The sequence below is a fragment of the Massilia aquatica genome (assembly GCF_011682045.1).
Taxonomy (GTDB): domain Bacteria; phylum Pseudomonadota; class Gammaproteobacteria; order Burkholderiales; family Burkholderiaceae_D; genus Telluria_A; species Telluria_A aquatica.
In genome coordinates this window covers 61,130-86,588 of sequence record NZ_VVIW01000011.1, presented here as the reverse complement: position 1 = coordinate 86,588, position 25,459 = coordinate 61,130, and the positions used below count along the sequence as shown (strand labels likewise).

23 protein-coding genes are annotated in these 25,459 nt (G+C 63.7%); 10 read left to right on the top strand and 13 right to left on the bottom strand.

The window, feature by feature from the left end; translation table 11 throughout:
• Positions 1-3 precede the first annotated feature (3 nt).
• A complete protein-coding gene (locus F1609_RS18930; RefSeq protein WP_229421946.1) occupies positions 4-948 on the top strand; it encodes an MBL fold metallo-hydrolase in 945 nt (314 codons plus the stop codon).
• A gap of 98 nt (positions 949-1,046) precedes the next feature.
• Positions 1,047-2,000, top strand: a complete 954-nt coding sequence (locus tag F1609_RS18925) for an NAD(P)H-dependent flavin oxidoreductase (protein ID WP_167078033.1) — start codon at positions 1,047-1,049, stop codon at positions 1,998-2,000.
• Positions 2,001-2,209: 209 nt separating this feature from the next.
• Here F1609_RS18925 and F1609_RS18920 read toward each other — a convergent pair whose 3' ends face one another.
• From F1609_RS18920 to F1609_RS18850, 13 genes are all read right to left on the bottom strand, one after another.
• Positions 2,210-3,694 (bottom strand): glycoside hydrolase family 19 protein, encoded by a 1,485-nt coding sequence (locus F1609_RS18920; RefSeq protein ID WP_229421945.1) that lies wholly within the window; start codon positions 3,692-3,694, stop codon positions 2,210-2,212.
• 92 nt (positions 3,695-3,786) lie between these two features.
• A complete protein-coding gene (locus F1609_RS18910) occupies positions 3,787-6,072 on the bottom strand; it encodes a chitinase C-terminal domain-containing protein (RefSeq protein ID WP_370661644.1) in 2,286 nt (761 codons plus the stop codon).
• A 158-nt stretch (positions 6,073-6,230) separates the two neighbouring features.
• Positions 6,231-7,226 carry a cupin-like domain-containing protein gene (locus F1609_RS18900; protein WP_187363066.1) on the bottom strand — a complete coding sequence of 332 codons (996 nt, stop codon included), beginning with the start codon at positions 7,224-7,226 and terminating at the stop codon, positions 6,231-6,233.
• Positions 7,227-7,346: 120 nt separating this feature from the next.
• Positions 7,347-9,017, bottom strand: a complete 1,671-nt coding sequence (locus F1609_RS18895; protein ID WP_167078025.1) for a glycosyl hydrolase family 18 protein — start codon at positions 9,015-9,017, stop codon at positions 7,347-7,349.
• Positions 9,018-9,391: 374 nt separating this feature from the next.
• Positions 9,392-9,973 (bottom strand): hypoxanthine-guanine phosphoribosyltransferase, encoded by a 582-nt coding sequence (locus tag F1609_RS18890; protein ID WP_167078023.1) that lies wholly within the window; start codon positions 9,971-9,973, stop codon positions 9,392-9,394.
• Between the two features lie 250 nt (positions 9,974-10,223).
• Positions 10,224-11,495, bottom strand: a complete 1,272-nt coding sequence (locus tag F1609_RS18885) for a phenylacetate--CoA ligase family protein (protein ID WP_167078021.1) — start codon at positions 11,493-11,495, stop codon at positions 10,224-10,226.
• Positions 11,492-11,845 carry an MmcQ/YjbR family DNA-binding protein gene (locus F1609_RS18880; RefSeq protein WP_167078019.1) on the bottom strand — a complete coding sequence of 118 codons (354 nt, stop codon included), beginning with the start codon at positions 11,843-11,845 and terminating at the stop codon, positions 11,492-11,494. The genes F1609_RS18885 and F1609_RS18880 overlap by 4 nt, the downstream gene beginning before the upstream one ends.
• A gap of 9 nt (positions 11,846-11,854) precedes the next feature.
• Entirely contained in the window at positions 11,855-12,676 is an 822-nt protein-coding gene (locus F1609_RS18875; RefSeq protein ID WP_167078017.1) for an ABC transporter ATP-binding protein, read from the bottom strand.
• Between the two features lie 69 nt (positions 12,677-12,745).
• Positions 12,746-14,074, bottom strand: a complete 1,329-nt coding sequence (locus tag F1609_RS18870) for an ABC transporter substrate-binding protein (RefSeq protein WP_229421944.1) — start codon at positions 14,072-14,074, stop codon at positions 12,746-12,748.
• Positions 14,075-14,095: 21 nt separating this feature from the next.
• On the bottom strand, positions 14,096-15,154 hold the full coding sequence (locus F1609_RS18865; protein ID WP_167078015.1) for a branched-chain amino acid ABC transporter permease: 1,059 nt from the start codon (positions 15,152-15,154) through the stop codon (positions 14,096-14,098).
• A 1-nt stretch (position 15,155) separates the two neighbouring features.
• Positions 15,156-16,052 carry a branched-chain amino acid ABC transporter permease gene (locus F1609_RS18860; protein WP_166875883.1) on the bottom strand — a complete coding sequence of 299 codons (897 nt, stop codon included), beginning with the start codon at positions 16,050-16,052 and terminating at the stop codon, positions 15,156-15,158.
• A gap of 157 nt (positions 16,053-16,209) precedes the next feature.
• Entirely contained in the window at positions 16,210-17,016 is an 807-nt protein-coding gene (locus F1609_RS18855; protein ID WP_229421943.1) for an ABC transporter ATP-binding protein, read from the bottom strand.
• A gap of 43 nt (positions 17,017-17,059) precedes the next feature.
• Positions 17,060-19,018, bottom strand: coding sequence for an AMP-dependent synthetase/ligase (locus tag F1609_RS18850; RefSeq protein WP_196785462.1), 1,959 nt, complete (start codon positions 19,016-19,018; stop codon positions 17,060-17,062).
• Between the two features lie 152 nt (positions 19,019-19,170).
• Here F1609_RS18850 and F1609_RS18845 point away from each other — a divergent pair, with 152 nt between their 5' ends.
• From F1609_RS18845 to F1609_RS18810, 8 genes are all read left to right on the top strand, one after another.
• Positions 19,171-19,857, top strand: a complete 687-nt coding sequence (locus F1609_RS18845; RefSeq protein ID WP_167078009.1) for a Crp/Fnr family transcriptional regulator — start codon at positions 19,171-19,173, stop codon at positions 19,855-19,857.
• A gap of 147 nt (positions 19,858-20,004) precedes the next feature.
• Positions 20,005-20,463: a hypothetical protein gene (locus tag F1609_RS18840; RefSeq protein WP_167078007.1), complete on the top strand. Its 459-nt coding sequence runs from the start codon at positions 20,005-20,007 to the stop codon at positions 20,461-20,463.
• A 167-nt stretch (positions 20,464-20,630) separates the two neighbouring features.
• Positions 20,631-22,439: an aminopeptidase P family protein gene (locus tag F1609_RS18835; protein WP_187363058.1), complete on the top strand. Its 1,809-nt coding sequence runs from the start codon at positions 20,631-20,633 to the stop codon at positions 22,437-22,439.
• Positions 22,439-22,705, top strand: a complete 267-nt coding sequence (locus F1609_RS18830; protein WP_167078003.1) for a hypothetical protein — start codon at positions 22,439-22,441, stop codon at positions 22,703-22,705. Before F1609_RS18835 ends, F1609_RS18830 begins: the two co-directional genes overlap by 1 nt.
• 35 nt (positions 22,706-22,740) lie before the next feature.
• On the top strand, positions 22,741-23,487 hold the full coding sequence (locus F1609_RS18825) for an MgtC/SapB family protein (protein ID WP_167078001.1): 747 nt from the start codon (positions 22,741-22,743) through the stop codon (positions 23,485-23,487).
• A 24-nt stretch (positions 23,488-23,511) separates the two neighbouring features.
• Positions 23,512-24,090, top strand: a complete 579-nt coding sequence (locus F1609_RS18820; protein ID WP_167077999.1) for a DUF924 family protein — start codon at positions 23,512-23,514, stop codon at positions 24,088-24,090.
• The gene (locus F1609_RS18815) at positions 24,091-24,936 is read left to right on the top strand and encodes a Rossmann-like and DUF2520 domain-containing protein (protein WP_167077997.1); all 846 of its coding nucleotides are present in this window, start codon (positions 24,091-24,093) and stop codon (positions 24,934-24,936) included.
• Complete coding sequence (locus F1609_RS18810) at positions 24,933-25,439, top strand: GNAT family N-acetyltransferase (protein ID WP_167077995.1); 507 nt, start codon at positions 24,933-24,935, stop codon at positions 25,437-25,439. The genes F1609_RS18815 and F1609_RS18810 overlap by 4 nt, the downstream gene beginning before the upstream one ends.
• Positions 25,440-25,459 lie beyond the last annotated feature (20 nt).

Here is a 25,459-nt window from a genome sequence, read left to right as displayed (position 1 = left end):
CCCATGAGTGCAATGTTAAATCCCGACCCGGCGCGCTTGCCGGCGTCGATGCAGGTGTTCGAACGCGGCTGGCTGTCATCCAACAATGTGCTGTTTACCGGAGCTGGCGACGCCACCCTGATCGACAGCGGCTACAAGACCCACGTGCCGCAGACGCTGGCGCTGGTCGGCCACGCGCTCGGCGAGCGGCCCTTGGCGCGCGTCATCAACACCCACCTGCATTCGGACCACTGCGGCGGCAACGCGGCCCTCAAGGCCCGCTACGGCTGCCGCATCGGCATTCCCGTGGCCGAGGCTGGCAATGTGGCGGCCTGGGACGAGGACGCGCTCAGTTTCAAGGCCACCGGCCAGCAGTGCGAGCCGTTCAAAGCCGACTTTAGCGTGTCGCCCGGCGACGAGCTGGAACTGGGCGGCAAGCTGTGGCAGGCGCTGGGCGCGCCGGGACACCACCCGCATTCGCTGATCTTCTTTTGCCCGGGCGAAGGGATCGTCATTTCCGCCGACGCGCTGTGGCGCAACGGCTTCGGCGTGATTTTTCCCGAGCTCGACGGTGAATCGGGCTTCCTGGAGGCACGCGCCACCTTGGAACTGATCGACAGCCTCGACGCCCGCCTCGTCATTCCCGGCCACGGCGCCATGTTTACCGATGTCCAGCCGGCGCTCAAACGGGCGGTCACGCGCCTGAACTTCCTCGAAGCCGATCCGCTGCGCAACTCCGAAAACGCGGTCAAGGTCATCCTCAAGTTCCTGCTGCTCGAACGCCAGCGCATCAGCCTGGCGGACGTGGCGCATATGTTCGCCACCATCCCGGTGCTGGAAGGCGCGCGCGCGCGCCATTTGCAGCGTTTCGAGACCTCCGGCCAGATGGCCGACTGGGCCGTGCAATCGCTGGTGCGGGCCGGTGCGGCCAAGCGCGATGGTGAAGAACTGGTCAACAGCGACCTGTAAACACAGTACTGCCGCGCTTTCAAGCACGATCGTACTTTTTTCGCACTATAATGGATGAGAATTTGCTTCCATCCACTTTTTTCGATTGCGAGACCGACATGGCATTGCCCGCCGCGCTGCAAAACCTCACCCTTCCCGTCATTGGATCGCCGATGTTCATCGCCAGCGGGCCCGCGCTGGTGGCGGCGCAGTGCAAGGCGGGGATCGTCGGTTCCTTCCCCGCGCTCAACGCCCGTCCGGCCGAGTTGCTCGACACCTGGCTGAGCGACCTCAAGCAAGAGCTGGACGATTACCAGGCTGCCAACCCGGGTGCCAAGGTGGGGCCGATTGCCGTCAACCAGATCGTGCACCAGTCCAACGACCGCCTGGAACACGACGTCGCGATGTGCGTCAAGCATCAGGTGCCGATCATCATCTCCTCGCTGCGCGCGCCGCCGAAAGAGATGCTCGACGCTATCCACAGCTACGGCGGGATTGTGATGCACGATGTGGTGTCGATCCGGCATGCCGAAAAGGCGCTGGAAGCGGGCGTGGATGGCTTGATTTTGGTGGCCGCTGGCGCTGGCGGACATGCCGGGCCGCTGTCGCCATTCGCGCTGGTCGGTGAAGTGCGTAAATTCTTCCATGGCCCGGTGGCCTTGTCGGGTTCGATTGCCACGGGCGACGCGATTCTGGCGGCGCAGGCGATGGGCGCCGATTTTGCGTACATCGGCTCGCGCTGGCTGGCGACCAAGGAATCGAACGTGACCGATGCGTATCGCGATGCGATCGTGGAATCGGCGGCGGCCGATATTGTGTACACGAATTTGTTCACCGGCGTGCACGGAAACTATCTGAAGAAATCGATCATCAACGCCGGGCTCGATCCCGATGCCTTGCCGGAATCGGACAAGTCGAAGATGAGCTTCGGTTCGGGCAGCGCCAAGGCCTGGCGCGACATCTGGGGCGCGGGGCAGGGCGTGGGGATGATGAATGATGTGCCGACCGTCGCTGAGATGGTGGCGCGCCTGAAGCAGGAATACGACGCCGCGCGCGCACGGCTGGCGCTGTAAATCAAACTTGCAAAACCGGGGACAGACCCCGGTTCGCCGGCCGCCGGTTTTCTTTACATAGCCACACACCCGTCGTTCCCGCGCAGGCGGGAATCCATAGCACCTATCAGCAACGCTGCTATGGATCCCCGCCTGCGCGGGGGAAGACGGTTTTATGGGTGACTATATTAAAGGCTGTTCCGGTTCGCCGATTCGGGTGGCCTTTTTCTTTACTGGAGTTTGACCTTCCAGTTATCCTGCACGCACTTCACATAGTTATCCGCAATCAACGCGCTGTACGGCGTCTGGTAACTCACCAGCTGACACTGGTTCTGCCCACCCTCATTCCAGTTCTTCTCCCAGTAAATGCTGTACGACGCCGAACTCGACGGCCCAAAGCGCTGCATGGTCGCGCACGATAACTGTTCCGCCCCCACATTCCACCCCAGCTCACCGGCAAACTGCTTGTAGTAGTTGATGCGGTTCTGCGCCGCCGCCTTTTCCGTGCCCTGTCCGCACTCGGCATTGATGATCATGATCGTGGTGGCGAAATTATTCCCCGCCCCGGCCGCGCGGTCGGCCGCGTTCGGCACCCAGGTGCCGTCGATCACATGCAGCATCGATGGCTTGGGCGGCTGCGGATACACAAAGAAAAACGTCGCCCACGCCAGGTTCAGCCACGTCGACGCCACCCGGTCCGGATCGCGCAGCAGGACCGATTGATCGCCGCCGAACATGATCTGCGAGAACGGCCCGTAGTTGTAGTTGTACGACAGCTGCTTGGCGCCGCGTCCGAAATACTTCTTGAAGCTGCCGTCCGGATTCTTTCCACAGGTCCAGACCGAATTGAACACCGGATCGGCGCACTCGGCGTTGTAGCCGCAGCCGGCGCCGGTTTCGTCGCAGCCCAGTTCGCGCAGGTACTTCAAGCCCTGGCGCCACTCCGGAATCGTGCTGCTCGCGTTGTGTTCGCCGGTTTCTTGCGCGAAGTGCGCGAACATGGTTGCCAGCGTGTGGCGGCAGATGCCGTCGGCATCGCGCCCGTCGGCATAGTCGTCGCACAGGGCGGGAAACTTGGCCACGGCCTGTAGGAAACGCTGATAGGTATAGCTCGGCTCGCGCACGGCGAAGAAGTGATCCCATTTGGTCGCCGGCAGCAGCCGCTCGACACGCTTGACGTTGATCGGATTGGCGCTGCGCCCCGGCACTACCTGCTCCACCCCCGCATTGTCCAGCGTACGGATCGATGCCTTGACCGTGCGGAAGAAGGCGTTGTCGGTCAGCTGCGCTTCGCGCGCCTCGGCCTGCGCCCTGGTCGGAACGCCGCCCGGTGTCGGGGTTGGTGTTGGTGTTGGCGTTGGTGTTGGCGTTGGTGTTGGGGTAGGCGTCGGAGTTGGCGTCGGAGTCGGTACGGGCGGTGGCGTCGGCGTTGGTGTCAGCGGGCTCAACTCCCACGGTCCCCATTGCTCCGTCCCCGGCACATTTCCTTGGGTCCACCACTTCGCCTTGTAGACCTTGCTGTCGTAAATCACGCACATGCCGGCAGTAAACACCGCACTGGCGCTCCAGGCCGGACAGGCCGCATTCGCACTGACATTCGACATCGCCCGCGTTCCGCTGTCGCTGCCGGTTGATTCTTCGCCACCATTGCCGCCGCAGCCGGCCAGCATGCCCGCGAGCAGTCCCAGCGCCAGCGTCGATATTTGTTGTTTCATATTTTCACTCCAGGAAATTGGATATCGGCCAGAAAAAACCCGGAAGCGCGCGCTGGCGTTTCCGGGTCCTTGGCTACGTACTCAAGCGACGCTTACGGCAGCGCCACCGGCAGTTCCGGATACTCATCGGCCAGCGCATAGCGTTTGCCGCCGACCGTGATCGCATAGTTCGACGGCCCCGAAATCGGCAACTGGTAATTGAGCGTGAGCGAGACCGACGCGCCCGGCGCCAGCGCCTGCCATGCCGGAATCGTGAACTGCGCGCGGTTGAAGTTGGCCTTGAAGCCGCCGATGTTGTTCGGCCCGGTATATCCGGCCGCCGTCACTTTCAGCCCATACCCCGACTGGTCGCTCATGTTGGCCGGCGCCGACACCGGATACGAAAACTCCACCACGCTGCCGCCCGGAATGGTGGTGGCCGACTTGTTGGTCACCGTCATCACCGGATTGATCGGGAAGTTGCTGTCGCCCAGCTTCCAGCCGCCCAGCTCGATGCTCACCCTGGCGCTGCTGGCAGGCACGGCTGTCTCGGCGCGCTTGTTGCCGTACGGCCCCGCCGCCTTGAAGGTGTTGAAGGTGTTGGTGGTCAGGGTGTTGCCCATCACGTACTGGCCCTTGCCGCTGTTCTTGCTGGCATCCCACGCGTAGTCGCCCGCCATTTCCCAGATCATGATGCCGCCGACGTTGTTGTCGACGATGTAGCGCGCCTTGGCATCCATCGATTGCGCCGTCTCGGTCGAGAGGAACACGCGGGTGGTCGGATTCCACAGCCACGGCGCCGCCATGGTGGCGCTGTAGTTCGGCTGGTAGGTGCCGCGCAGGGTCTTGTCGGTCACCTTGTAGGCGTCCAGGTAGTCCGGCAGGATGGCTTTTTCCAGGTTCAGCGCGTGCCACAGCGGATTGCCGCCGCCAGGGATCGGCTGGCCGTTGACGTCGAGGTCGTGCCACAGGTTGTCGATGCCGACCGCGCCTTCGCCGCAGGTCTTGACGCCGGCGCAGGTCACGGTCGAGCTGACCAGCGCGGTGGTGCCCCACAGGCCGTTGGTGCCGCCGTTCACGTTCTTCCAGCCGCGTGTGTAGTACGGCACGCCCAGGTTGATGCGTCCGGCTTGCAGCGCGCCACGGTAGTAGCGGTACGACCAGTCGACGTTCAGGTAGCCGATGTTGGCGAACTGGTAGGCGTTGCCGGCGCGCAGTTCGGCATCGTTGCCGTCATCGAACAGGGCCGCGTTGGGACCGACGTACTGGTTCCAGCCGCCGTGCAGGTCGTAGCTCATCAGGCTGGCGTAGTCGAGGTACTTCAGGCCCGACAGGTTTTCTTCGCCGCGCAAAATCCAGGCCGAGGCCGAACCGGCGATGGTCAGCATGTAGTACTTCTTGTCGGCCACTGCGGCCGTGTCGAGCTTGGTGCGTACCCTTTCCAGCAGTACGTTGTAGCTTTTCATCAGGCCGGCCAGGCGCGGCTTCGACATGCCGAAATCGAGCGGGTTGCCGGCTTCGTTGTTGGTGGTCGGGTGCTCGTAGTCGATGTCGATGCCGTCGAAGAAGCGGTACTGGCGCAGGAACGCGACCATGGAGTCGGCCAGGGTGTCGATGCCGGCGCTGTTGAGCGAGCCGTCGGCATTGGTGGTGGCCGTGTAGAAGCCGCCGCTGCCTGCCCAGCCGCCCACCGAGAGCATGATCTTCACGTCGGGATGCTTGCGCTTGTATTGCGCCAGCATGTTGAAGTGGCCCTTGTAAGGCAGGCTCGGGTCCATCGCGGCGGCCGGGTTCTCGGGCCAGGTGAGGCCCGTGTCCGGATTGGCCGGGCCGCTGCCGAGCAACAGCTTGGACGTGGCGGGATCGACCGCAGCGAACGCGTAGTTGACGTGGGTGATCTTGTCCCACGGGATGTTGTTGACGAGGTAGGAAGGCGTGCCATCCTTGCCCGTACGCCAACTGGTGAAGTAGCCGACGATGCGGCGGTTCAGCCCGTGCGCGAGCACTTCGCGGCCATTGGCGTCGTACACGCCGCAGTAGGGCACGTTGGGTACCTTGGAGGTCAGGCCGTCAGGGCGGCAGGCGACCGTGGGCGTTGGCGTCGGTGTTGGAGTAGGCGTCGGCGTTGGCGTTGGCGTCGGGGTCGGTGTTGGCGTTGGGGTAGGCGTCGGTGTCGGCGTCGGAGTCGGCGTCGGCGTTGGTGTTGGTGTAGGAGTCGGCGTTGGTGTAGGAGTCGGCGTTGGTGTAGGAGTCGGTGTCGTCGACAGCGCCCACGGTCCCCATTCCTCGGCGCCGGGCACGTTATTCTGTGTCCACCACTTCGCCGTGTAGGTTTTTCCCAGGTGGCTGACGCAGGCGCCAGCCGTATACACCTGGCTGGCGGACCATGCGCTGCACACTACAACCTGGGCCAGCTGGCGTTTCGATTCGCCACCCTGGCCCTGAACGGCGTCAGGACCGCTGGCGCCTCCGCACGCTACCAGGGCGCTGCCGAGAAGGGCGCCCATCAAACGATTGATCGTCATTATTATTGTCTCCGTGATTCATTGTGGTCCCCCTAAAAATCATGATTCGGGGGATAGTTTGTGTAGAAATCATTCGGCCATCGGAAATTGGTCGTCGACAGCGTCACCGACATATCGAGCCCTTCCACGTAATGCCACCATCCAACCGGCAGGAACAAAATTTCCCCCGGTTCCAGCACGCATTCGAGCACCTGCACCTCGGCCATGGCGGGAAAGCGCGCCAGGTCGATGTTGCGGGCGTCCACCTCGGTAAAGCAGTGCCGGTGGTTGTAGACCCTTGGCGTGTCCGACGGCGCCATCAGCTTGATCTTCTTGCGCCCGATAATCTGGGCCATGAAGTTATTGGTCAGGTCGTGGTGGAACGGGGTCACCGTGCCGGCCGGGCCGAACCAGAAAAAGCCGCGCCTGCCCGGGTCGTCATCGAGGTACTCGGGCAGGGCGCCAACATCGTCGAACAATTCCTTCAACGCGTCGCGGTTGAGCGAATCGTTGTTGGCGGTCATGTAAAAGTCATTGGTGTGGCCGCTGGTGCGGACCATCTCCACGTACTCGCCGAAAGGCATCTTGCGCTTGTGGGCGATACTATTGAGCTCGTATTGGGGATCGGCTTCGCGTCCGAACTGCACCTCGACCACGCGTTCGCCGAAGCGCTGCGCAAAATAGTCGAGATTCCATTTCTGGCGTGCCGGGAAATGCTCCAGCATGCCGGTGATGATCACCGGCCGGTTGGTGCGGTAATACTGTTGCAGGAAGTCCTCGCCGGAGAGCTTTTCCCGTCGTTCAATCCCCTCGTCGTACAGCCGGTTCAATTGCGCCTGGATGTTCAGCACCCAGTCGCGCTTGTTGACCCGATTGGCCAGCCTGCGCGCAGCCTGCAAGTACGGGCTGCGCAGCGCCGCGTCGATTTCGGTGCGGGCGTTCGCCTGCGACACGTTCGATTTGACCAGGATGGCGGCAATCGCTTCGGGCGAGGTGCCGAGCATGAGGTTTTCGGCGATCCAGCGGCGCCAGTCGTCGTTGACCTGCATGGTCGGCTGCACGTTCTGCTGCACGTTCGATTGAATTTTCAAGAGGTTTCTCCAGGAGGTTGCGGGCATGGAGACACCGGCCGCCTTGCGAGTCGGCAGCCGGTCCCTCCGCTTAGCCGCTTAGCGGCCCTTCCATACTGCGCTGGTCAGGGCACCGTTGGCATCGCCGTCGAGTTCCCAGGAGAACGCGCCGCGCAGGCCCTGATCGCGCACATACTTCATCTTAATGTCGATGGTGGCCGGATCGTCATAGCTCCACCATTCGGCGTTGGTCGTCAGCAGGTACAACTGCTTGGTCACCGGATGAGTCCAGCGGGTGCCGGCCTTATTGATGAGAACCTTGTAGTCGTCGATGCCCGATTCGTACTGGCCGGCTGCCGGACCGGTTGCTGCCTGGTACAAACCGTCGCCGCGCGGGCCGGGGCTCACGCCTTTCCAGCCACGGCCGTAGAACGGCACGCCCAGCAGGATTTTGTTTTTCGGCATGCCGGCTGCGATCAGCGTTTTGATCGCGTCGTCGGTGTTGTACTTGATCAGGTTGCCGGTCGCCGGGTCGGCAGGGTCACGGTACAGTGGCGCGTGGAAATTAGTCGTGTTTTCCCATCCACCGTGGAAGTCGTACGTCATCACGTTGACCCAGTCCATGTACTGACTATACAGCGCAGGTTCGGTCTGGGCAATCTTCTCGCCGCCGGCGCCGATGGCGGCCGTCAGTGGATAGCGTTTGCCGTCGAGCTTGCCCTGTGCATCAAGCTGGGCGCGGAACTCGGCCATCAGCAAGGTGAAGTTGCGCTTGTCGTTGACCGTGTCGACCGTGTTGTACGACTGGCCGCCACCGCCCGGGTATTCCCAGTCGATATCGATACCGTCGAACACGCCCTTGGCCGCGCCCGGACCGCCGCGTCCATCCTGCACCGGCAAGTCGCCCGCGATGAATTGCTTGATGCACGAGCGCGCCAGCTGCTTGCGCAAGGCGTCGGTCTTGGCGGCCGCCGAGAAGTAGCGTGACCAGCTCCAGCCGCCCAGCGATATGAACACTTTCAGGTTCGGGTGGGCCGCTTTCAGCAGTTTGAGCTGGGCGAAGTTGCCGGTCAGCTTGGCATCCCATGGGATGACCTTGCCGTCGACGGTGCGCGCAGGCGAACGCTGGTAATCGGCGTAGGCGTCGCCGCCGGTGCCGGCGTCGGCTGGCGGCGGCGTGGTGTTGCCGGTTTCGGCCTTGGTTACCATGTCGCACTCGTAGCCGCCGTTTTTGGCGTACACGTTGCCGAAGGCATAGTTGATGAAGGTGAGCTGGTCAGCCACGCTGGTCGGCACGCCGTTCACTGGTGTCTTGGTGGTATGGATGTCGGCCACTTCGTAGCCACGGCCGTACACGCCCCACTGCGCGAAATAGGAACCGATTTCACGTCCGCCGACCGGGGTTGGGGTCGGGGTTGGTGGCGTTGGGGTCGGCGTCGGTGTTGGCGGCGTCGGCGTTGGGGTCGGGGTCGGCGGGGTTGGCGTCGGCGTCGGGGTGTCGGTGGTCAGTTCCCACGGGCCCCATTGTTCGGTGCCGGGGATATTGTTCTGGGTCCACCACTTGGCTTTGTAGACTTTGCCCTGGTAGACCGCGCAATTACCGGCGGTGTAGATGGCGGTGGCATTCCAGTCGGCGCAGGCGACCACGGCCGCAGCCGTTTTGGTCATGCTGCCCTGCATGTCGGATTTGTCGCCGCCGCTGCCGCCGCACGCGGCGAGCATGCCGCCGATGAGCGCGATCAGCAGGCTGCTCTTTGTGTTGTATTGCATGTTGTCTCCTTGGTCGATAGGTGTCCGTTTTTCGATTATTTGACATCGGACCTGCGCCGATCAATCCGGAAAACGGTGAGCCAGAGTGAGCCTCGGAGAATTGGTAGTCAAGTGGTTTTAACGAGTTGAGTAAAATGAAATACCAGTTAGATTTTCGAAAGAATATCTCGTTCAGGCAAGGTATTCGTTTATCGCGCATGCATATACGGGAAACGCATCGTCGAATGTGGGGGTGGAGAAAGGCGGGATATCAGAGAGATATCAAATTGTACACAACGTCAGTAGTACCGATTTAGTACCCATTTTGATTGGTATTACCCGCGCCGCGTAGGATCGCGGCGGGTTTTTCATGCGCGTGACGATTTTGTTGAAAATTACCGCTGCTTGAGGTCTTCCGCACGGATTGCCCACAGGCCAGGCAAGTTGCGCCAGTAGCCATATACATCCATGCCAAAGCCGACCACGAACTTGTTGGGAATGGACAGGCCAACGATGTCCGGCTTGACCGGCTTGCTGCGTTTCAGGGCTTTATCGGCAAACACGGCGATGACAACCTCGGCCGCGCCCATGTCGAGCAGGCGCTGCTTGACCTGGGCCAGGGTTTCGCCTTCGTCCAGGATATCGTCGAGCACGATGATGATGCGGCCGGCCACGCTGGGGCGCGGGATGACTTTCCACACCACATTGCCGCCCTGATCGTCGTCGCCGTAGCGGCTCACGTGGATGTAGTCGAATTCGAGGGGGAAGCGCAGCTGCGGCAGCAGGTTGCCGGTGAACACGACGGCGCCGCCCATGACGCCCAGGACCAGCGGGAAGGCGGCGTTGTCGGGACGGTCGAAGCGCTCGTTGAGCTTGTCGGCGACCTGGCGCACGGCGGCCTGGACGGCGGCGGCATCAAAGATTTCCTCCGCATTGTTGAGAAGGGTGCGTGCACGTTCAGCGTGGAATTCTTGCATGGTGGTTAGCTCATAAAGGACACCAGGCAATTATCCTGCAAAGTGCACTGCACAATGCGAACAGTTGGAATTGTGCGACAGGGGGCGCGGCCAGCGCTGTGATATTGCCGGCGTTCGCGCCGCCACCGACAGCGAACGCCGCTCGCGTCACCATCGACAGCGTTCTCCCGCTACCTCGTCGTCCCCGCCTTCGCGGGGACGACGGCTCGAAGGTTCGCTGGAAGAAGTGAAGGTATATCGAGGCGGGAGCTTAGCTGTAATCCCTCAAATCCTCAATCACCTTCCCATCATCAGCCAGCGTCCCCGGCGACTCGAACCGCACTTCCCCACGCAGCTTGGTCACCTCGCGAATCGACTCCACGATCGCCGCCGCCTGCGCCGCATCGGGCGCGCCGTCCACCTCGCAGTGCAGGGTCATCACATCGTTGGCCATACGCCCGGTGACCACTAATCTTGCCTTCAGGATCCCCGGATGCCGCCGTACGATATTGTTCACCTGCGACGGATGCACGAACATCGCCCTGACCTTGGTGGTCTGGTCGGCCCGTCCCAGCCAGCCGCGAATGCGCATGTTGGTGCGCCCGCAGCGCGACGGCGGCGCGTCCACCAGCAGGGCCGACATATCCCCGGTCGCAAAGCGGATCAGCGGGTAATCCGCATTAAACAAGGTCACCACGATCTCGCCGATATCGCCCGGCGCCACCGGCTCGCCGCTCCCGGGGCGCACGATTTCGAGCACCACATCTTCGTCTAGCATCATGCCGGGATTGAGCACGCCGCCGGTGGCCGTTTCGTACGCCATGCTGCCGATATCTGCCGAGGCATAGGTCTGGAACACATGCGGCACGCCGTTGTCGCGGAACCACGCGCGCAGCGATTCCGGCAGCGCCTCGGCACCCATCAGCGCGTGCTGCATGCTGCTGATATCGGCGCCCATCTCGCGCGCCTTCTCGATGATGATGCGCAAAAAGGAAGGCGTGCCCACATACGTATCCGGCCGCAGGTCGGCAATCGCCTGCACCTGCATCTCGGTCTGCCCGGCGCCCGCAGGAATCACCGCGCAGCCAATGCGCGCCGCCCCGCCTTCGACCATGAAGGCGGCCGGCGTGAAGTGATACGAAAAGCAGTTCTGCAGCAGCCCGCCCGCGCGCACGCCGGCCGCATACATCGGCCGCGCAAAGCGCCACCAGTCCTGGCTGCGCCCCTCCGGATCGAAAATCGGCCCCGGCGACACATACACCCGCGCCAATTCGCCCACGGGCGTCACCGCCAGCCCGCCAAAGGGGCGCGCCGCCGTCTGCAGCGCCTTTAAATCGGCCTTGCGCGTGATCGGCAAGGTCGCCAGCGCGGCGCGGCTGTCGATGGCGGCACTATCGACGCCCTGCAGGATGCGCGCCCAGCCCGGCGCGCTGCGGGCGCGCTCGATCAGCTGCGGCAGGCGCGCCATCAGGTCGCGTTCGCGCTCCTGCGGGTCGCGCGTCTCTAAGGCGTCGAGGGTATCGACGGGGGCGTCCACCTTCATGCTTGTTCTCCGATCTGGCGTTGCAGCTTGCGCGTCAGTTTTGCAAAAATCAGTTCGTAGGCGCGCCGCAGCAGCGCCGCTGCTTCAGCGTCGCTGAGCGCCTTCGCCTCCTCCACGTGCACCCACTTGGCCCGCGCCAGGTAAGGCGCGGGAATGATGCCGGGGCGGTCGGTCAACTCCAGGAAGCGCTCGTCCTCCACCTTGAAGCAGATGCCGGCCGCCGGCACCGCATAATCCGACATCGCGAACATCTTCTGGCCCACCGAATACACGGCCCGCGTCTCCCACTTCAGGTCTTCGGTCGCGCCGGGGAAGGTGCGGCACAGCGCTTTGGCAGCTTCAAAATCCATGGTGATCCTTCAAGCCAGCCAGCGTTTGCGGCGGCGGTAAAACTTCATGTCCCTGAAACTCTTGCGCTCCGCGCCAGCCACGCCAAGATAGAACTCCTTGACGTCTTCATTGCTGGCCAGTTCCTTGGCCTCGCCCTCCATCACCACGCGCCCGTTCTCGAGGATGTAGCCAAAGTCGGCGTAGCGCAGCGCCACCGTGGTGTTCTGCTCGGCCAGCAGGAAGGACACGCCTTCTTTTTGATTGAGATCCTTGACGATGTCGAAGATCTCTTCGACGATCTGGGGCGCGATGCCCATCGACGGTTCATCGAGCAGAATCATCGACGGCTTGGCCATCAGGGCGCGCCCGATCGCGCACATCTGCTGTTCGCCGCCCGATGTGTAGCCGGCCTGGCTGCCGCGCCGCTCCTTTAAACGCGGAAAATACTGGTACACCGCTTCCAGTGCGGCTTTCAGTTCGGCGCGCGAGATATTGCGTGTGTAAGCGCCGGTCAGCAGGTTTTCTTCGATGGTCAGGTGGCCGAAACAGTGACGCCCTTCCATCACCTGCGACAGGCCGCGCTTGACCAGTTCATTCGGCGTCAGGTGGTCGACCCGTTCACCCTTGAACTGCACTTCGCCCTTGGTCACGTCGCCACGTTCGCCGCGCAGCAGGGTCGAAATGGTTTTCAGGGTGGTCGACTTGCCGGCGCCGTTGGCGCCCAGCAGGGCCACGATCTTGCCTTTCGGGACCTGCAGCGACACGCCCTTCAACACCAGGATCACATGGTCGTAAATGACTTCGATGTTATTGACCGACAGGTACGGCGTGCTGGCAGCGATGGTGTTCATAGGCTCTTGGCATGGTATAAAAATCCCCCGCGCCGCTGCTCTGGCGCGAGGGCAAGGGACTGGACAGGCTTACTTCATGCAGCCTGGCGTGATCTTTTTCTCGGCCGCGTAGGCCGCCGACGACTCGTCGACCAGCTTGCGCGTGAGGGCCTTGTCGCCCACCACCCAGTTCGGCGTGATGGCGATCCACTTCTTGCCGTCCCACTGCTGGACCTTGACCGCACCCGAACCTTCGTGGTCGTCGCAGCTGGTCTTCACGGTCGGGAACATGCCGAACGCGCCCAGCGCCTTCTGGCGCGCCTCGTCCACGTTCAGGTTTTCCAGGCCCCAGCGAATCTGGTCGCCGCTCATGGTCTTGCCCTTGCCGAATTTGTCCTGCGCCACGCGGATCGCCTCCACCCACAGGATGCCGGCGGTCAGGCCGCGCATGTGGTACACCGAGCCGATACGCGCCTGGTCGGCCAGGTTGCCTTTGCCAGGGGCGTAGACCTTCTTGCGGATTTCGTCGATCAGCGGGTAGTTGCCCGGCGTGTTGAAGGTCATCGAGGTGTAGCCCTTGGCCGCCTCGCCCGATGGAATCATGTCTTCTTCCGAACCGGCCCACCACACGCCCAGCATTTTCTCGCGCGGGAAGCCGTTGCGCTGCGCGGTCTTGATCGCGACCGAATTCATCACGCCCCAGCCCCACAGGATCACGTGATCCGGCTTGGCCTGGCGGATCTGCAGCCACTGCGACTGCTGCTCGCTGCCCGGCGGCGCCACGGCGATCTTGATCAACTCGAAGCCGTACTGCTTGGCCTGCGCTTCCAGCACCGGCAGCGGCTCCTTGCCGAAGGCCGAGTCGTGGTACAGGTGGACGATTTTTTTGCCTTTCAACTTGGCGTAGCCGCCTTCCTTGTCGGCCAGGTACTTGATCATCGCCGCCGCCTGGTTCCAGTAGCTGGTAATGAGCGGGAAAACGTACGGGAACACCTTGCCGTTGGCCGCGTCGGAGCGGCCGTAGCCGAGGGTCGTCATCGGGATCTTGTCCTGCACCAGGCGATCGAGCACGCCGTAGGCGATGCCGGTGGAGAGCGGCTCGACCATGGTGGCGCCGCCGTTCTTGGTTTTCAGCCGTTCGTAGCATTCGATGCCGCGCGACGGGTTGTATTCGGTCTCGCATTCTTCCCACAGGATCTTGACGCCATTGACGCCGCCGTTGGCGTTGACCAGGTTGAAGTAGTCGATCGCGCCGCCGTAAAAGCCCGAACCGCCGGCCGCGTACGGGCCCACGCGGTAGGACGGCAGCGCGAGGAACTGGTCGGCCGCCTGCACCTGGTTGAAGGCGCCGACCAGGGCGGCGCATAACAGCAGGGCCTTGAATTTACCGCTCTTCATCTTGTGTTTTACGTGATTCATTGTCGTCTCCGGAAGAATGCGTTAGTGCGGGAACGGCCAAAGCCGCAGTTTTTCTTTACCTACTTGCCACAGGCGCGCAAGGCCGTGCGGCTCCACGATCAGAAAAAAGATAATCAGCGCGCCGAACACCATGAACTCCAGGTTCGACGCCACCGAGGTTGGCAGCGACAGGCTGTGCGCCAGGATATTGAGGAACACCGGCAGCAGCACGATGAAGGCCGCGCCCAGGAAGGACCCGAGCACCGAGCCGACCCCGCCGATGATGATCATGAACAGGATGCGGAACGACAGATCGAGGCTGTACGCTTCCGGTTCGACCGTGCCCAGATAGGCATACGCGTACAGCGCGCCGGCCACGCCGCAGTAGAACGAACTGACCGCGAACGCCAGCAGCTTGGTGCGCATCGGCCGAAAGCCAATCACTTCGGCCGCCACGTCCATGTCGCGCACCGCCATCCACGAGCGGCCCACGTTCGAGCGGATCATGTTCTTGGCCAGCAGCGCCATGAGCGCCACGATGGCCAGCACCAGCATGTACTTGCTGGCCGGCGAATCGAACAGGTAGCCGAAGATGACGATCTTCTGCGCCGTGATCACGCCCGAACTGCTGTAATTGGTCAGGTAGGGAATCTTGGTCAGGCACCAGACCACGAAGAACTGGGTCGCCAGGGTCGACGCGGCCAGGTAAAAGCCGCGGATGCGCAGCGACGGCAGGCCGAAGGCGATGCCCACCATGGCCGCGCACAGGCCGCCCAGCACAAAGGCGAGCAGCATCGGAATGCCGGGCAGGCGCGCGATAAAGTTAAACGAGGCGAACGCGCCGACCGCCATGAAGGCGGCGGTGCCGAGCGAGAGCTGGCCGCAGTAGCCGGTGAGGATATTCAGGCCCAGCGCGGCCAGCGAAAAGATCAGGAACGGAATCAGGATCGCCGACAGCATGTAGGGCGAGGCGAACAGCGGCACCAGGACCAGCGCCAGCAGCAGCAGGGCGCCCAGGGCGATGCGGTCCTGGCGGATCGGGAAGATCTGGCCGTCGGTTTCGTAGGTGGTCTTGAATTGTCCGGCTTCGCGGTAAAACATGTCAGATTCTCCGGATGATTTTTTCGCCGAACAAGCCTTCCGGCCGCACCAGCAGGAACAACAGGGCCAGCACGTAGGGGAACCAGCCTTCGATGCCGCCGCCGACCATCGGGCCGATGTAGACCTCGGCCAGCTTTTCGGAAGCGCCGATGATCAGGCCACCGACAATCGCCCCGGGGACCGAGGTGAACCCGCCCAGGATCAGGACCGGCAGCGCTTTCAGGGCGATGAAAGTGAGCGCGAACTGCACGCCGTTGCGCGCTCCCCACAGCAGGCCCGCTACCAGCGCAACCAGTCCGGCCACCGACCACACCACGGCCCAGATCTGCTGCAAGGGGATGCCGACCGCGAGCGCCGCCTGGTGGTCGTCGGCCACCGCGCGCAGGGCGCGTCCGACTTTGGTTTTCGAGAACAGCAGCGCCAGCGCGGTGACCAGCAGCGCGCAGATGGCGGCGGCGGTAACGTCGAACTGGGAGACGATGATGTTGTAGTTATCCAGCAGGTAGGGGATCGGCACGTCTTCGATCGGCAGGTCCAGCTTGTGCACCTGCGATCCCCACAGCAGCTGGGCCAGTCCTTCGATGAAGAAGGCCAGGCCGATGGTGGCCATGAAGAGCGTGATTTCGGGCTGGTTGACCAGCGGGCGCAGGACCACCCGTTCGATGGCCAGACCGAGCGCGATCATCACCACCATGGTGAGCGGAATGGCGATCCAGATCGAGACGCCGAACTTGTCGATGATGCCGACGCAGGTGAGGGCGGCGAAAAACACCATCGCGCCCTGGGCGAAGTTGAACACGCCCGAGGCTTTGTAGATCAGCACGAAGCCGATGGCGACTAACGCATACATGACGCCGGAGAGCAGGCCGCCGATCAGGACTTCAAAGAAAAAATTCATGGTGCGTCCTCAGGTCCATCGGTTAACCCCGTCGTTCCCGCGCAGGCCTTGGCGGCCCCGCGGGAATCTATAGCACCTTTGAGCATAGGTGCTATGGACCCCTGCCGAGGGCCGCCTTGGCGCGGGGGCGACGCGCTGATAGTTTTTGGTGATCGCTTCAATGCGCCACTCCCAGATACGCATTAATCACGTTTTGATTGCTGCGCACTTCATCCGGCGTGCCGTCCCCGATCTTCTTGCCGTAATCGAGCACCACAACGCGGTCCGAAATATCCATCACCACGCCCATGTCATGCTCGATCAGCACGATGGTGGTCCCGAACTGGTCGTTCACGTCGAGAATGAACCTGCACATGTCCTGCTTCTCCTCCACGTTCATGCCCGCCATCGGTTCATCGAGCAGCAGGATATCGGGTTCGGCCGCCAGCGCCCGCCCCAGCTCCACGCGCTTTTGCAGCCCGTACGGCAGGCGCCCCACCGGCGTCTTGCGGATCGCCTGGATTTCCAGGAAGTCGATGATTTCCTCCGCCTTTTCGCGGTGCGCAATCTCTTCGCGCCGCGCCGGCCCCCAGTACAAGGCCTGCATCAGGAAATTTGACTTCATCTTCAGGTTACGGCCGGTCATGATGTTGTCCAGCACCGTCATCCCCTTGAACAGCGCGATGTTCTGGAACGTGCGCGCAATGCCCGCCTTGGCCGCGCCATAACAGTCCATGTTCTTGCGGTGCTCCCCGCGCAGCACGATCTCGCCTTGCTGCGGGCGGTACACGCCGTTGATCACGTTCAGCATCGAGCTCTTGCCAGCCCCATTCGGTCCGATGATGGCGCGGATTTCGTGCTGCCTCACGTTGAACGAAATATCGGTGAGCGCCTTGACCCCGCCGAACGACAGCGAGATGTTGTTCAGGTCTAGGATCACCGGGCCGATCTTGCGCGCCGGTCCCGCCGCTGCCGGCTCATTCATCGCTGGTTCATTAGGTTCGTTCATATTCATCGCAACGCGCTCCTCACGCAGCCTTCTCCAGAACAGGGTAGGTGGTGGCCCCACAGATGCGCAGATCGGCGCTGACCGTTCCTACGCGTCCATCTTCGAACTTGACCTGGGTGCTGATGAACTGGCTGGTCTTGTCGGTGTACAGCGCCTCGATCAGCACCGCGTATTTGTCGGCGATGAACTTGCGCCGCACCTTGCGCGTGCGCGTCAGTTCATCGTCGTCCGGGTCGAGCTCCTTGTGCAGCACCAGGAAGCGGTGGATCTGGGTCGCGCCCATCAGCGCTTCGCCGGCCAGGTCGGCGTTGACCTTCTCGACGCAGTCGCGTATCAGGTCGTAGGTGGTGCCGTGCGCGGCCAGGTCGGTGTAGCCGGCGTAGGCAATATTGCGCCGCTCGGCCCAGTTGCCGACCGCTTCCATGTCGATATTGATGAAGGCGCACACCTGGCTGCGCGCGTTTCCGAACGCGACCGCCTCTTTGATGAACGGGAAGAACTTGAGTTTGTTCTCGATGTAGTTCGGGGCGAAGATTGCGCCGCAGTCCATCTTGCCCACGTCGGCCGCGCGGTCGATGATTTTCAGGTGGCCTTCGGCATCGAAAATGCCGGCGTCGCCCGTATGAAAGTAGCCGTCGGCGTCGATCACTTCCGCCGTCGCATCGGCGCGCTTGAAATAGCCGGCCATGGTGGCGGCCGACTTGACCAGCACCTCGCCGCTGGCGGCGATTTTCACCTCGACGCCGGGCGCCGGCAGGCCGACGCTGTCGAACTTGATGTTCCCGTCCGGTTGCAGGCACACGTAGGCGCAGGTTTCGGTGGAGCCGTACAGCTGCTTGAGGTTGACGCCGATCGAGCGGTAGAAGCGGAACAGGTCCGGTCCGATCGCCGCGCCGGCGGTGTAGGCCACGCGCACGCGCGACAGGCCAAGCACATTTTTCAGCGGGCCATACACCAGCAGGCTCCCGAGCGCATACGCGGCGCGGTCCGCGCCCGATACCGGTTTGCCGTCCAAAATATCGGCGCCGCAGCGCCTGGCCACGTCCATGAAATGGTGGAACATCTTGCGCTTGATGGCGCTCGCGTCTTCCATCCGGATCATGACGGTGGTGAGCATGTTCTCGAACACGCGCGGCGGCGCAAAGTAGTAGGTCGGTCCGATCTCGCGCAGGTCGGTCAGCACCGTGTCGCCCGACTCCGGGCAGTTGACCGTAAAGCCGGCCACCATGGCCTGCGCCAGCGAGAACAGGCAGTCGCCCACCCACGCCATCGGCAGGTACGACAGGATATCTTCGCGGTCGGTGAGCTTGTCGAAGCCGACCCCGCCCACGCCGGCCGCCATCAGCGCCGTATGCGACTGGCATACGCCCTTCGGTTTGCCGGTGGTGCCGGAGGTGTACAGGATGATCGCAATGTCGCTGCCGGCGCCCGCCGCCACGGCGGCGTCGAAGGCGCCGGGGTGGGCCTGGTCCCACGCGCGGCCGAGCGCTTGCAGCGCGGCGAACGAGGTCAGGCCGGCCTGCTTGTAGTGGCGCATGCCGCGTTCGTCATCAAAAGCGATGTGGCGCACCTGCGGGCACAGGGCCTGCAGTTCGAGCAGCTTGTCGACCTGCTCCTGGTCCTCGACGATGGCAAAGGCGATTTCGGCGTCGTTGAGCACATACGCCATGTCGGCCGCCGGCGCGTCCTGGTACAGTGGCACCGGCACGCCGCCAATGGCTTGCGCGGCCAGCATGGCCCAGTACAGGCGCGGGCGGTTGTCGCCGATGATGGCCAGGTTCATGCCGCGCGCAAAACCGAGCGAGGCCAGGCCGCAGGCCAGCGCGCGCACTTCAGCGTTGACCTCCAGCCAGCTCCAGGTCTGCCAGATGCCCAGGTGCTTTTCGCGGAAGGCGGGGCGCTGCGGGCGTTCCTGTGCGTGCGCCAGCAGGCGCCGTGGAAAAGTCTGCAATTGCGAGCCATCGAGTGTCTGCACCAGCGTCCCCTTTTGTTTGTCTGGCCCCTCCGCAAACGTCAAAAGCGGGGTGGCGCGTTTTTTGTGTGATGATATTAGCTCGCGTTGGCCGGGGAGGTTGTCTTTTGGATGACAATTGCGCCTCAAATTCGCGACTTTCGATGCTGCGGCGCACAATGACAAACCAGACACAGACATTAATAGATCACCTGCGCTCGACCATCTGGGCCCGCACCCTCACGAGCGCCGAGATGATCCGGGTGGAGGCCGACTGCTTCGAACAGTTCGTGCCCAAGGGCGGATTTGTATGCCGCAAGGGTGAGCCGCTGGAAAACTGGGTCGGGATCATCGACGGGCTGGTCAAGATCAACAATTTTTCGCCGTCCGGGAAAAACGTGACGTTTGCCGGCGTACCCACCGGCGGCTGGTTCGGCGAAGGCTCGCTGCTCAAGGACCAGATGCGCAAATACGATGTGATGGCGCTGCGCGACACGCGCGTGGCGCGCATGCCGCGCGAAACCTTCGAATGGCTGCTGGAAGTGAGCCTGCCGTTCACGCGTTTTCTGCTGATGCAGCTCAACGAGCGCCTGGGCCAGTTCATCGGCCTGGTCGAAAACGACCGCACGCTCGATATCGATACCCGCGTGGCGCGCTGCCTGGCCGCCATGTTCAACTCGCACCTGTACCCGGGGCTGGAAAAGATGGTGCAGATTTCGCAGGAAGAAATCGGCTACCTGTCGGGCGCTTCGCGCCAGCGCGCCAACCAGGCCTTGCAGCTGCTCGAAAAAGAAGGCTTGGTGCGGCTCGATTACGGCGGCATCCGCGTGCTCGACCTGGAAGGGCTGCGCCACTTCCAAGCGTGAGTTTTTTGATGCCGAGCAGGCTGGTTTCCCGGAAAATGCGTGTGCGCCGCGGTTTCGTCCAAAAGATTTTCTATTTCTGGAGTATTAAACGTGGGAAGAGTTCACGATATTTGTTTAGTGTCAGTAGCAAAAGCGGGAGTGATCTGCATGTTGATCTCGACATTGGCAGGATGTTATATGCCTGCAGCGCGTGATGACTTTAGTGTTCTGGATAACGACGTCCTGTCGGATCTGTTGCGCCATTCGCATGAATCCGGGAGGCCCGCCGATCCTAGTTCAGGACCGCGTCGTGTTGTCGGCATCAATCAAGCGACACTGGAATTGCTCGGCAACGATCTTTTTTTAGATCAGGAACAGAGCAGGGTTGAAAGCACCTTTACCGGAAACCATGGCGAATGCATCCCGGCTCTCATTCCCGATTCGATACTGTGCAGTTTCGTCAGAAAATGGAGATTGAAAAATATTGGCGCAAGGTTCGACACGTCGAATTGGTCCGACCCGGCGGTAAAGGTCGATTTCACTTTTACATTCGATGAGCATGGCCGAGTGCAAGCGCTCAGTGTGAACACAATCGATGTCACCGTATACAAAGTCATCAAGGGCTGAAGAAGCGGGCAATCTCTGAGTAAGTGCCGGCTTGCACTTGCGTGCTCGCCAGGCAGCGTGTGCGCATGGCGCTCAAGCCTGCCGTGGCAGCGCGCGCTTGATACGCCACGGCCGGGCGCGATAGAGGTATCATTAGACTAATGACACCACCCGATTCAACGCTGCCCATGCCCACCTCCACCACGCGCGATGAACGCCTCGCGCAACTGCGCGCCGCCATGCGGGGCGCGCAGGTCGACGCCTGCATCATCCCTTCGTCCGACCCGCACCTGTCCGAATACCTGCCCGGCCGCTGGCAGGGGCGCGAATGGCTGACCGGTTTCACCGGCTCGGTCGGCACCTTCATCGCCACACAGGACTTCGCCGGCTGCTGGACCGACGCCCGCTACTGGACCCAGGCCGACACCGAACTGGCCGGCAGCAGCGTGCAACTGATGAAGATCCCGTCCGGCGCCAGCCTGCTGCACATCGACTGGCTGGCCGCCAGCCTGGCCCCCGGCCAGACGGTGGCGGTGGACGCCCGTGTATTGGGCCTGTCCACCGCGCGCCTGCTGGCGGACGCATTGACAGCGCGCGGCATCGTTCTGCGCACCGATATCGACCTGCTCGACGGCGTCTGGAGCGAGCGCCCGGCGCTGCCGCCGCAGCCGGTGTTCGAGCACGCTGCGCCGTTCGCCTCCCTGAGCCGCGCCGACAAGCTGGCCGCTACCCGCGCCGCCATGGCAAAACTGGGCGCGGAGCGCCATTTCATCTCCACCCTCGACGACATCGCCTGGCTGTTCAACCTGCGCGGCGCCGACGTGAGCTACAACCCGGTGTTCCTGGCGCATGCGCTGCTCGGGCCTGACAGCGCGACCCTGTTCGTGGGCGAAGCCAAGATCCCGGCCGACCTGCGCGCGCGCCTCTTGCAAGATGGCGTGAGCCTGGCCCCGTACGACGCCGCCGCCGCCGCGCTGGCCGCGCTTCCCGCCGACAGCGCGCTGCTGGTCGACCCGCGCCGCATCACCGCCGGCATGCGGGGCGCCGTCGCAGCGGGCGTCATGGTGATCGAAGCGATCAACCCGAGCACCTTCGCCAAATCGAAAAAATCCGCGCCCGACGCCGCCCACGTGCGCGCCACCATGGAGCACGATGGCGCGGCCCTGTGCGAATTTTTCGCCTGGCTCGAGGCCGAACTGGCCAACCCGGCGCGCGCCCCGTTGACCGAAGTGGCCATCGACCGCCACATCACGGCCGCGCGCGCGCGCCGGCCGAATTTTGTGAGCCCCAGTTTCGGCACCATCGCCGGCTTTAACGCCAACGGCGCCATCATCCATTACCGCGCCAGCGAAGCCGCGCACGCCGTCATCGAAGGCGACGGCCTGCTGCTGATCGACTCCGGCGGCCAGTACCTGGGCGGCACCACCGACATCACCCGCGTGGTGCCGGTCGGCGCCACCAGCGAGGAGCAGCGCAGCGACTTTACCCGGGTGCTTCAGGGCGTGATCGCACTGTCGTCGGCGCGCTTCCCGCGCGGCACCCGTTCGCCGATGCTCGATGCGCTGGCGCGCGCCCCGATCTGGGCCGCCGGCATCGACTACGGCCACGGCACCGGGCACGGGGTCGGCTTCTTCCTGAACGTGCACGAAGGCCCGCAGTCGATCTCCGCAAGCGCCATGCCGGAGCCGCACACCGCCATGGAAGAGGGCATGATCACGTCGGTCGAACCGGGCATCTACCGGCCCGGCCGCTGGGGCATCCGCATCGAAAACCTGGTGCTGAACGTGGCGACAGAGCCAACCGAATTCGGCGACTGGCTGCGCTTCGAAACATTGACCCTGTGCCCGATCGACACGCGCTGCCTGCACCTGCCGCTGCTGCGCGCCGACGACATCGCCTGGATCAACGACTACCACGCCACCGTGCGCGCGCGCCTGGCGCCGCACGTGAGCGGCCCGGCCGCCGCCTGGCTTCAACTACGCACGCAGGAGATCTGATGTCGACCGCACGTTCAACCCGCGCCAGCGCCGCCGTCGACCGCCTCAAGGTCCGCAGCGGCAACGCCGGCTACTCGATGGCCCGTACCAGCGAAGGCCTGTTCTTCCTGTCCGAAGCGCCGGGCGAGCCGCCCCTGTGCGCCCCGCTCGACCTCGACCAATTCGTCGCCTTTGTCAACAAGCTCGGGCCGCAGGTGGCGCGCCGCGTCAGCAAGCTCGATGTCGCCTTCGAGAAGCAGCTGGTGAAGAAGAAGCCCGCTTCCTAGCCAAGTTCCCTGAGTGTCACCCTGAAGGAAAGCGCATGTCGTTCGCGGAGCTGATTGCGGCCTACTGGTCGAAACCCGAAATTGCCACCAATGGCCTGATCCTGCTCAATCTGCTGGGCGCCCTGGCGCTCGGGCTCTTGGTCGGCTATGAGCGTTCGTACCACGGGCGCGCGGCCGGCATGCGCACCTATGGCCTGGTGTGCATGGCCTCGGCCGCGCTGACCATCGTGGGCGGCTATCCGGGCTTCTGGTTCGGCGGCCATGGCGCCTCCCTGCTGGCCGCGGTCGATCCGACCCGGGTGATCCAGGGCATCGTCACGGGCATCGGCTTCCTGGGGGCGGGCGTGATCATGCGCGAAGGGTTCAACATCAGCGGCCTGACCACGGCCGCCTCGATCTGGACCTCGTCGGTGATCGGCATCCTGGTCGGCGTCGGCTTTTACCTGGCCGCGATGGGGCTGGCCTTCTTTTCTGCGATGATCATGATTTACCTGTCCAAGCTCGAAGCCTGGCTGCCCTCGCGCCACGCGGTGGCGGTGATGATGCGCTTCAAGCACGACTTCGTGCCGCGCGAAGATGCGCTGCGCCGCATCGCGCTGGCGCGCGGCTACGCGATTGCCGGCGGTTCGCTCACCATCGGCAGCGAGAACAATATGCAGGAATGGCGTTTCGTGGCGCTGGCACTGTCGAAAAAAAGCGGCGCGCCGCTGTCGGACCTGGCGGCCGAACTGGCGCAGTTCAACGGCATCGACAGTTTTCAGATCTCCCACGCCCGTAATTAATCAAGCCGTACCCAAGGAGCTGCCATGAAGGCACAAGACATACTCGATTTCTGGTTCCTGCCCGCCGGCGCCGAAGGCCATGGCGAGGCGCGCGAGGTCTGGTTTCGCAAGAGCGACGCTTTCGACGCCGAGGTGGCCGGGCGTTTCGGCCCCCTGCTCGAACACGCCGTCGCCGGCGGCCTGCGCGAGTGGGACGAGCTAGGCCCCCAAGGGGCGCTGGCGCGCATCGTGCTGCTCGACCAGCTCACGCGCAACGCCTGGCGTGGCCAGCCGGCCTCGTTTTCGGGCGATGCGCTGGCGCTGGCCGCCGCCATGCGCCTGGTCGACACCGGCGCCGACAAGACCTTGACGCCGCTGGAGCGCTGGTTCGTCTACATGCCCTTCGAGCATGCCGAGGATGCGCGCATGCAGGAGCGCGCGGTGGACCTGTTTGCCGGGCTGGCGCAGTACGGCAAGGCCTTCGAAGGCGCGCTCGATTATGCGCACCGCCACCGTGGCGTAATCGCGCGCTTCGGCCGCTTCCCGCACCGTAACGCGATCCTGGGGCGTGCGTCGACGCCTGAGGAAATCGAATTCCTCAAGCAGCCGGGGTCGGGCTTCTAGGTGGCGCGCACGCTCAACCTGATCGGCGCCGGCCATGTGGGGCGCGTGCTGGGCCGCCTGTTCGCCGCCACTGGCGCGTTTGCGGTGCAGGACGTGCTGACCCGCTCGCAGGCGGGCGCGCAGGACGCGGTCGGCTTTGTCAAGGCCGGGCGCGCAGTGCCGTCCATGGACCGGATGCGCAGCGCCGACGTGTGGATGCTGGCCGTCGGCGACGACCAGATCGGCCCCGTGTGCGCGCAACTGGCCCGCTGCCAGCCCTTACAGGGCGCCATCGTGTTCCATTGCAGCGGCGCCAGATCGGCGGCGGAACTGGCGCCGGCCACGCAGGCCGGGGCGCTGGCGGCGAGCGTGCATCCGATCCGCAGCTTTGCCGATCCGGCGCAGGTGGCGCGGCACTTCGGCGGCACGTTTTGCGGGATCGAAGGCGATTGCGCGGCACTGGCCGTGCTCACGCCCGCGTTGGAAGCGATCGGTGCGCAGCCGGTGCCGATCGACGCGCAGGCCAAAACGGTGTACCACGCGGCCTCGGTGTTCGCCTCGAATTACCTGGTGACGGTGCTCGACGCCGCCCTGCGCGCCTACCAGGCGGCCGGCGTGCCGGAGCCGGTGGCGCGCGCGCTGGCGCAGCCGCTGGCGTCGGAAAGCATGGCCAATGTGTTCCGCCTGGGCGCGGCGGCGGCGCTGAGCGGGCCGATTGCGCGCGGCGACATGGATACCGTGGCGCGCCAGCAGGCGGCGCTGGCCGCGTGGGACGGGCCGACCGGGGCGCTGTACGCGGCGCTGGTGGCCGCGACCGCCGACCTTGCGCTGCGCAAGATGGAGCACAATGGCAAGGACAAAACATGATCAGGAAAGCCGAAGCGAAGGACCATGCGCAGCTGGTGGCGCTGTACAAGGCGGTGGCATGCGTCCCGGACGGCATTGCGCGCACGCCGGACGAAGTCACGGACGACTATGTGACCGCCTTCATGCGCAAAGCGGCGGCCGATGGCGTCCAATTCGTCTACGAAGAAGATGGCGTGATCGGCGGCGACATCCACGCCTCGCGTGTCGGCATCGCCGCGCTGTCGCACTTGCTGACCGACCTCACCATTGCCGTGGCGCCCGCATGCCAGGGCAAGGGCGTGGGACGCGCCCTGTTCGGCGCCCTGCTGGCCGAGGTGAGCGAGCACCTGCCCCATATCACGCGGGTCGAGCTGTTCGCGCGCGAATCGAATGTGAAGGCGCGCGCGCTGTACGCCTCGCTCGGCTTCGTCGAAGAAGGCCGCCTGCGCGGGCGCGTGAGGAATTCGCGCGGCGACATCGAAGACGACGCTTTCATGGGCTGGATCCGGCCGGCCACCCCGTAAAACTTGCAAAACCGGGGACA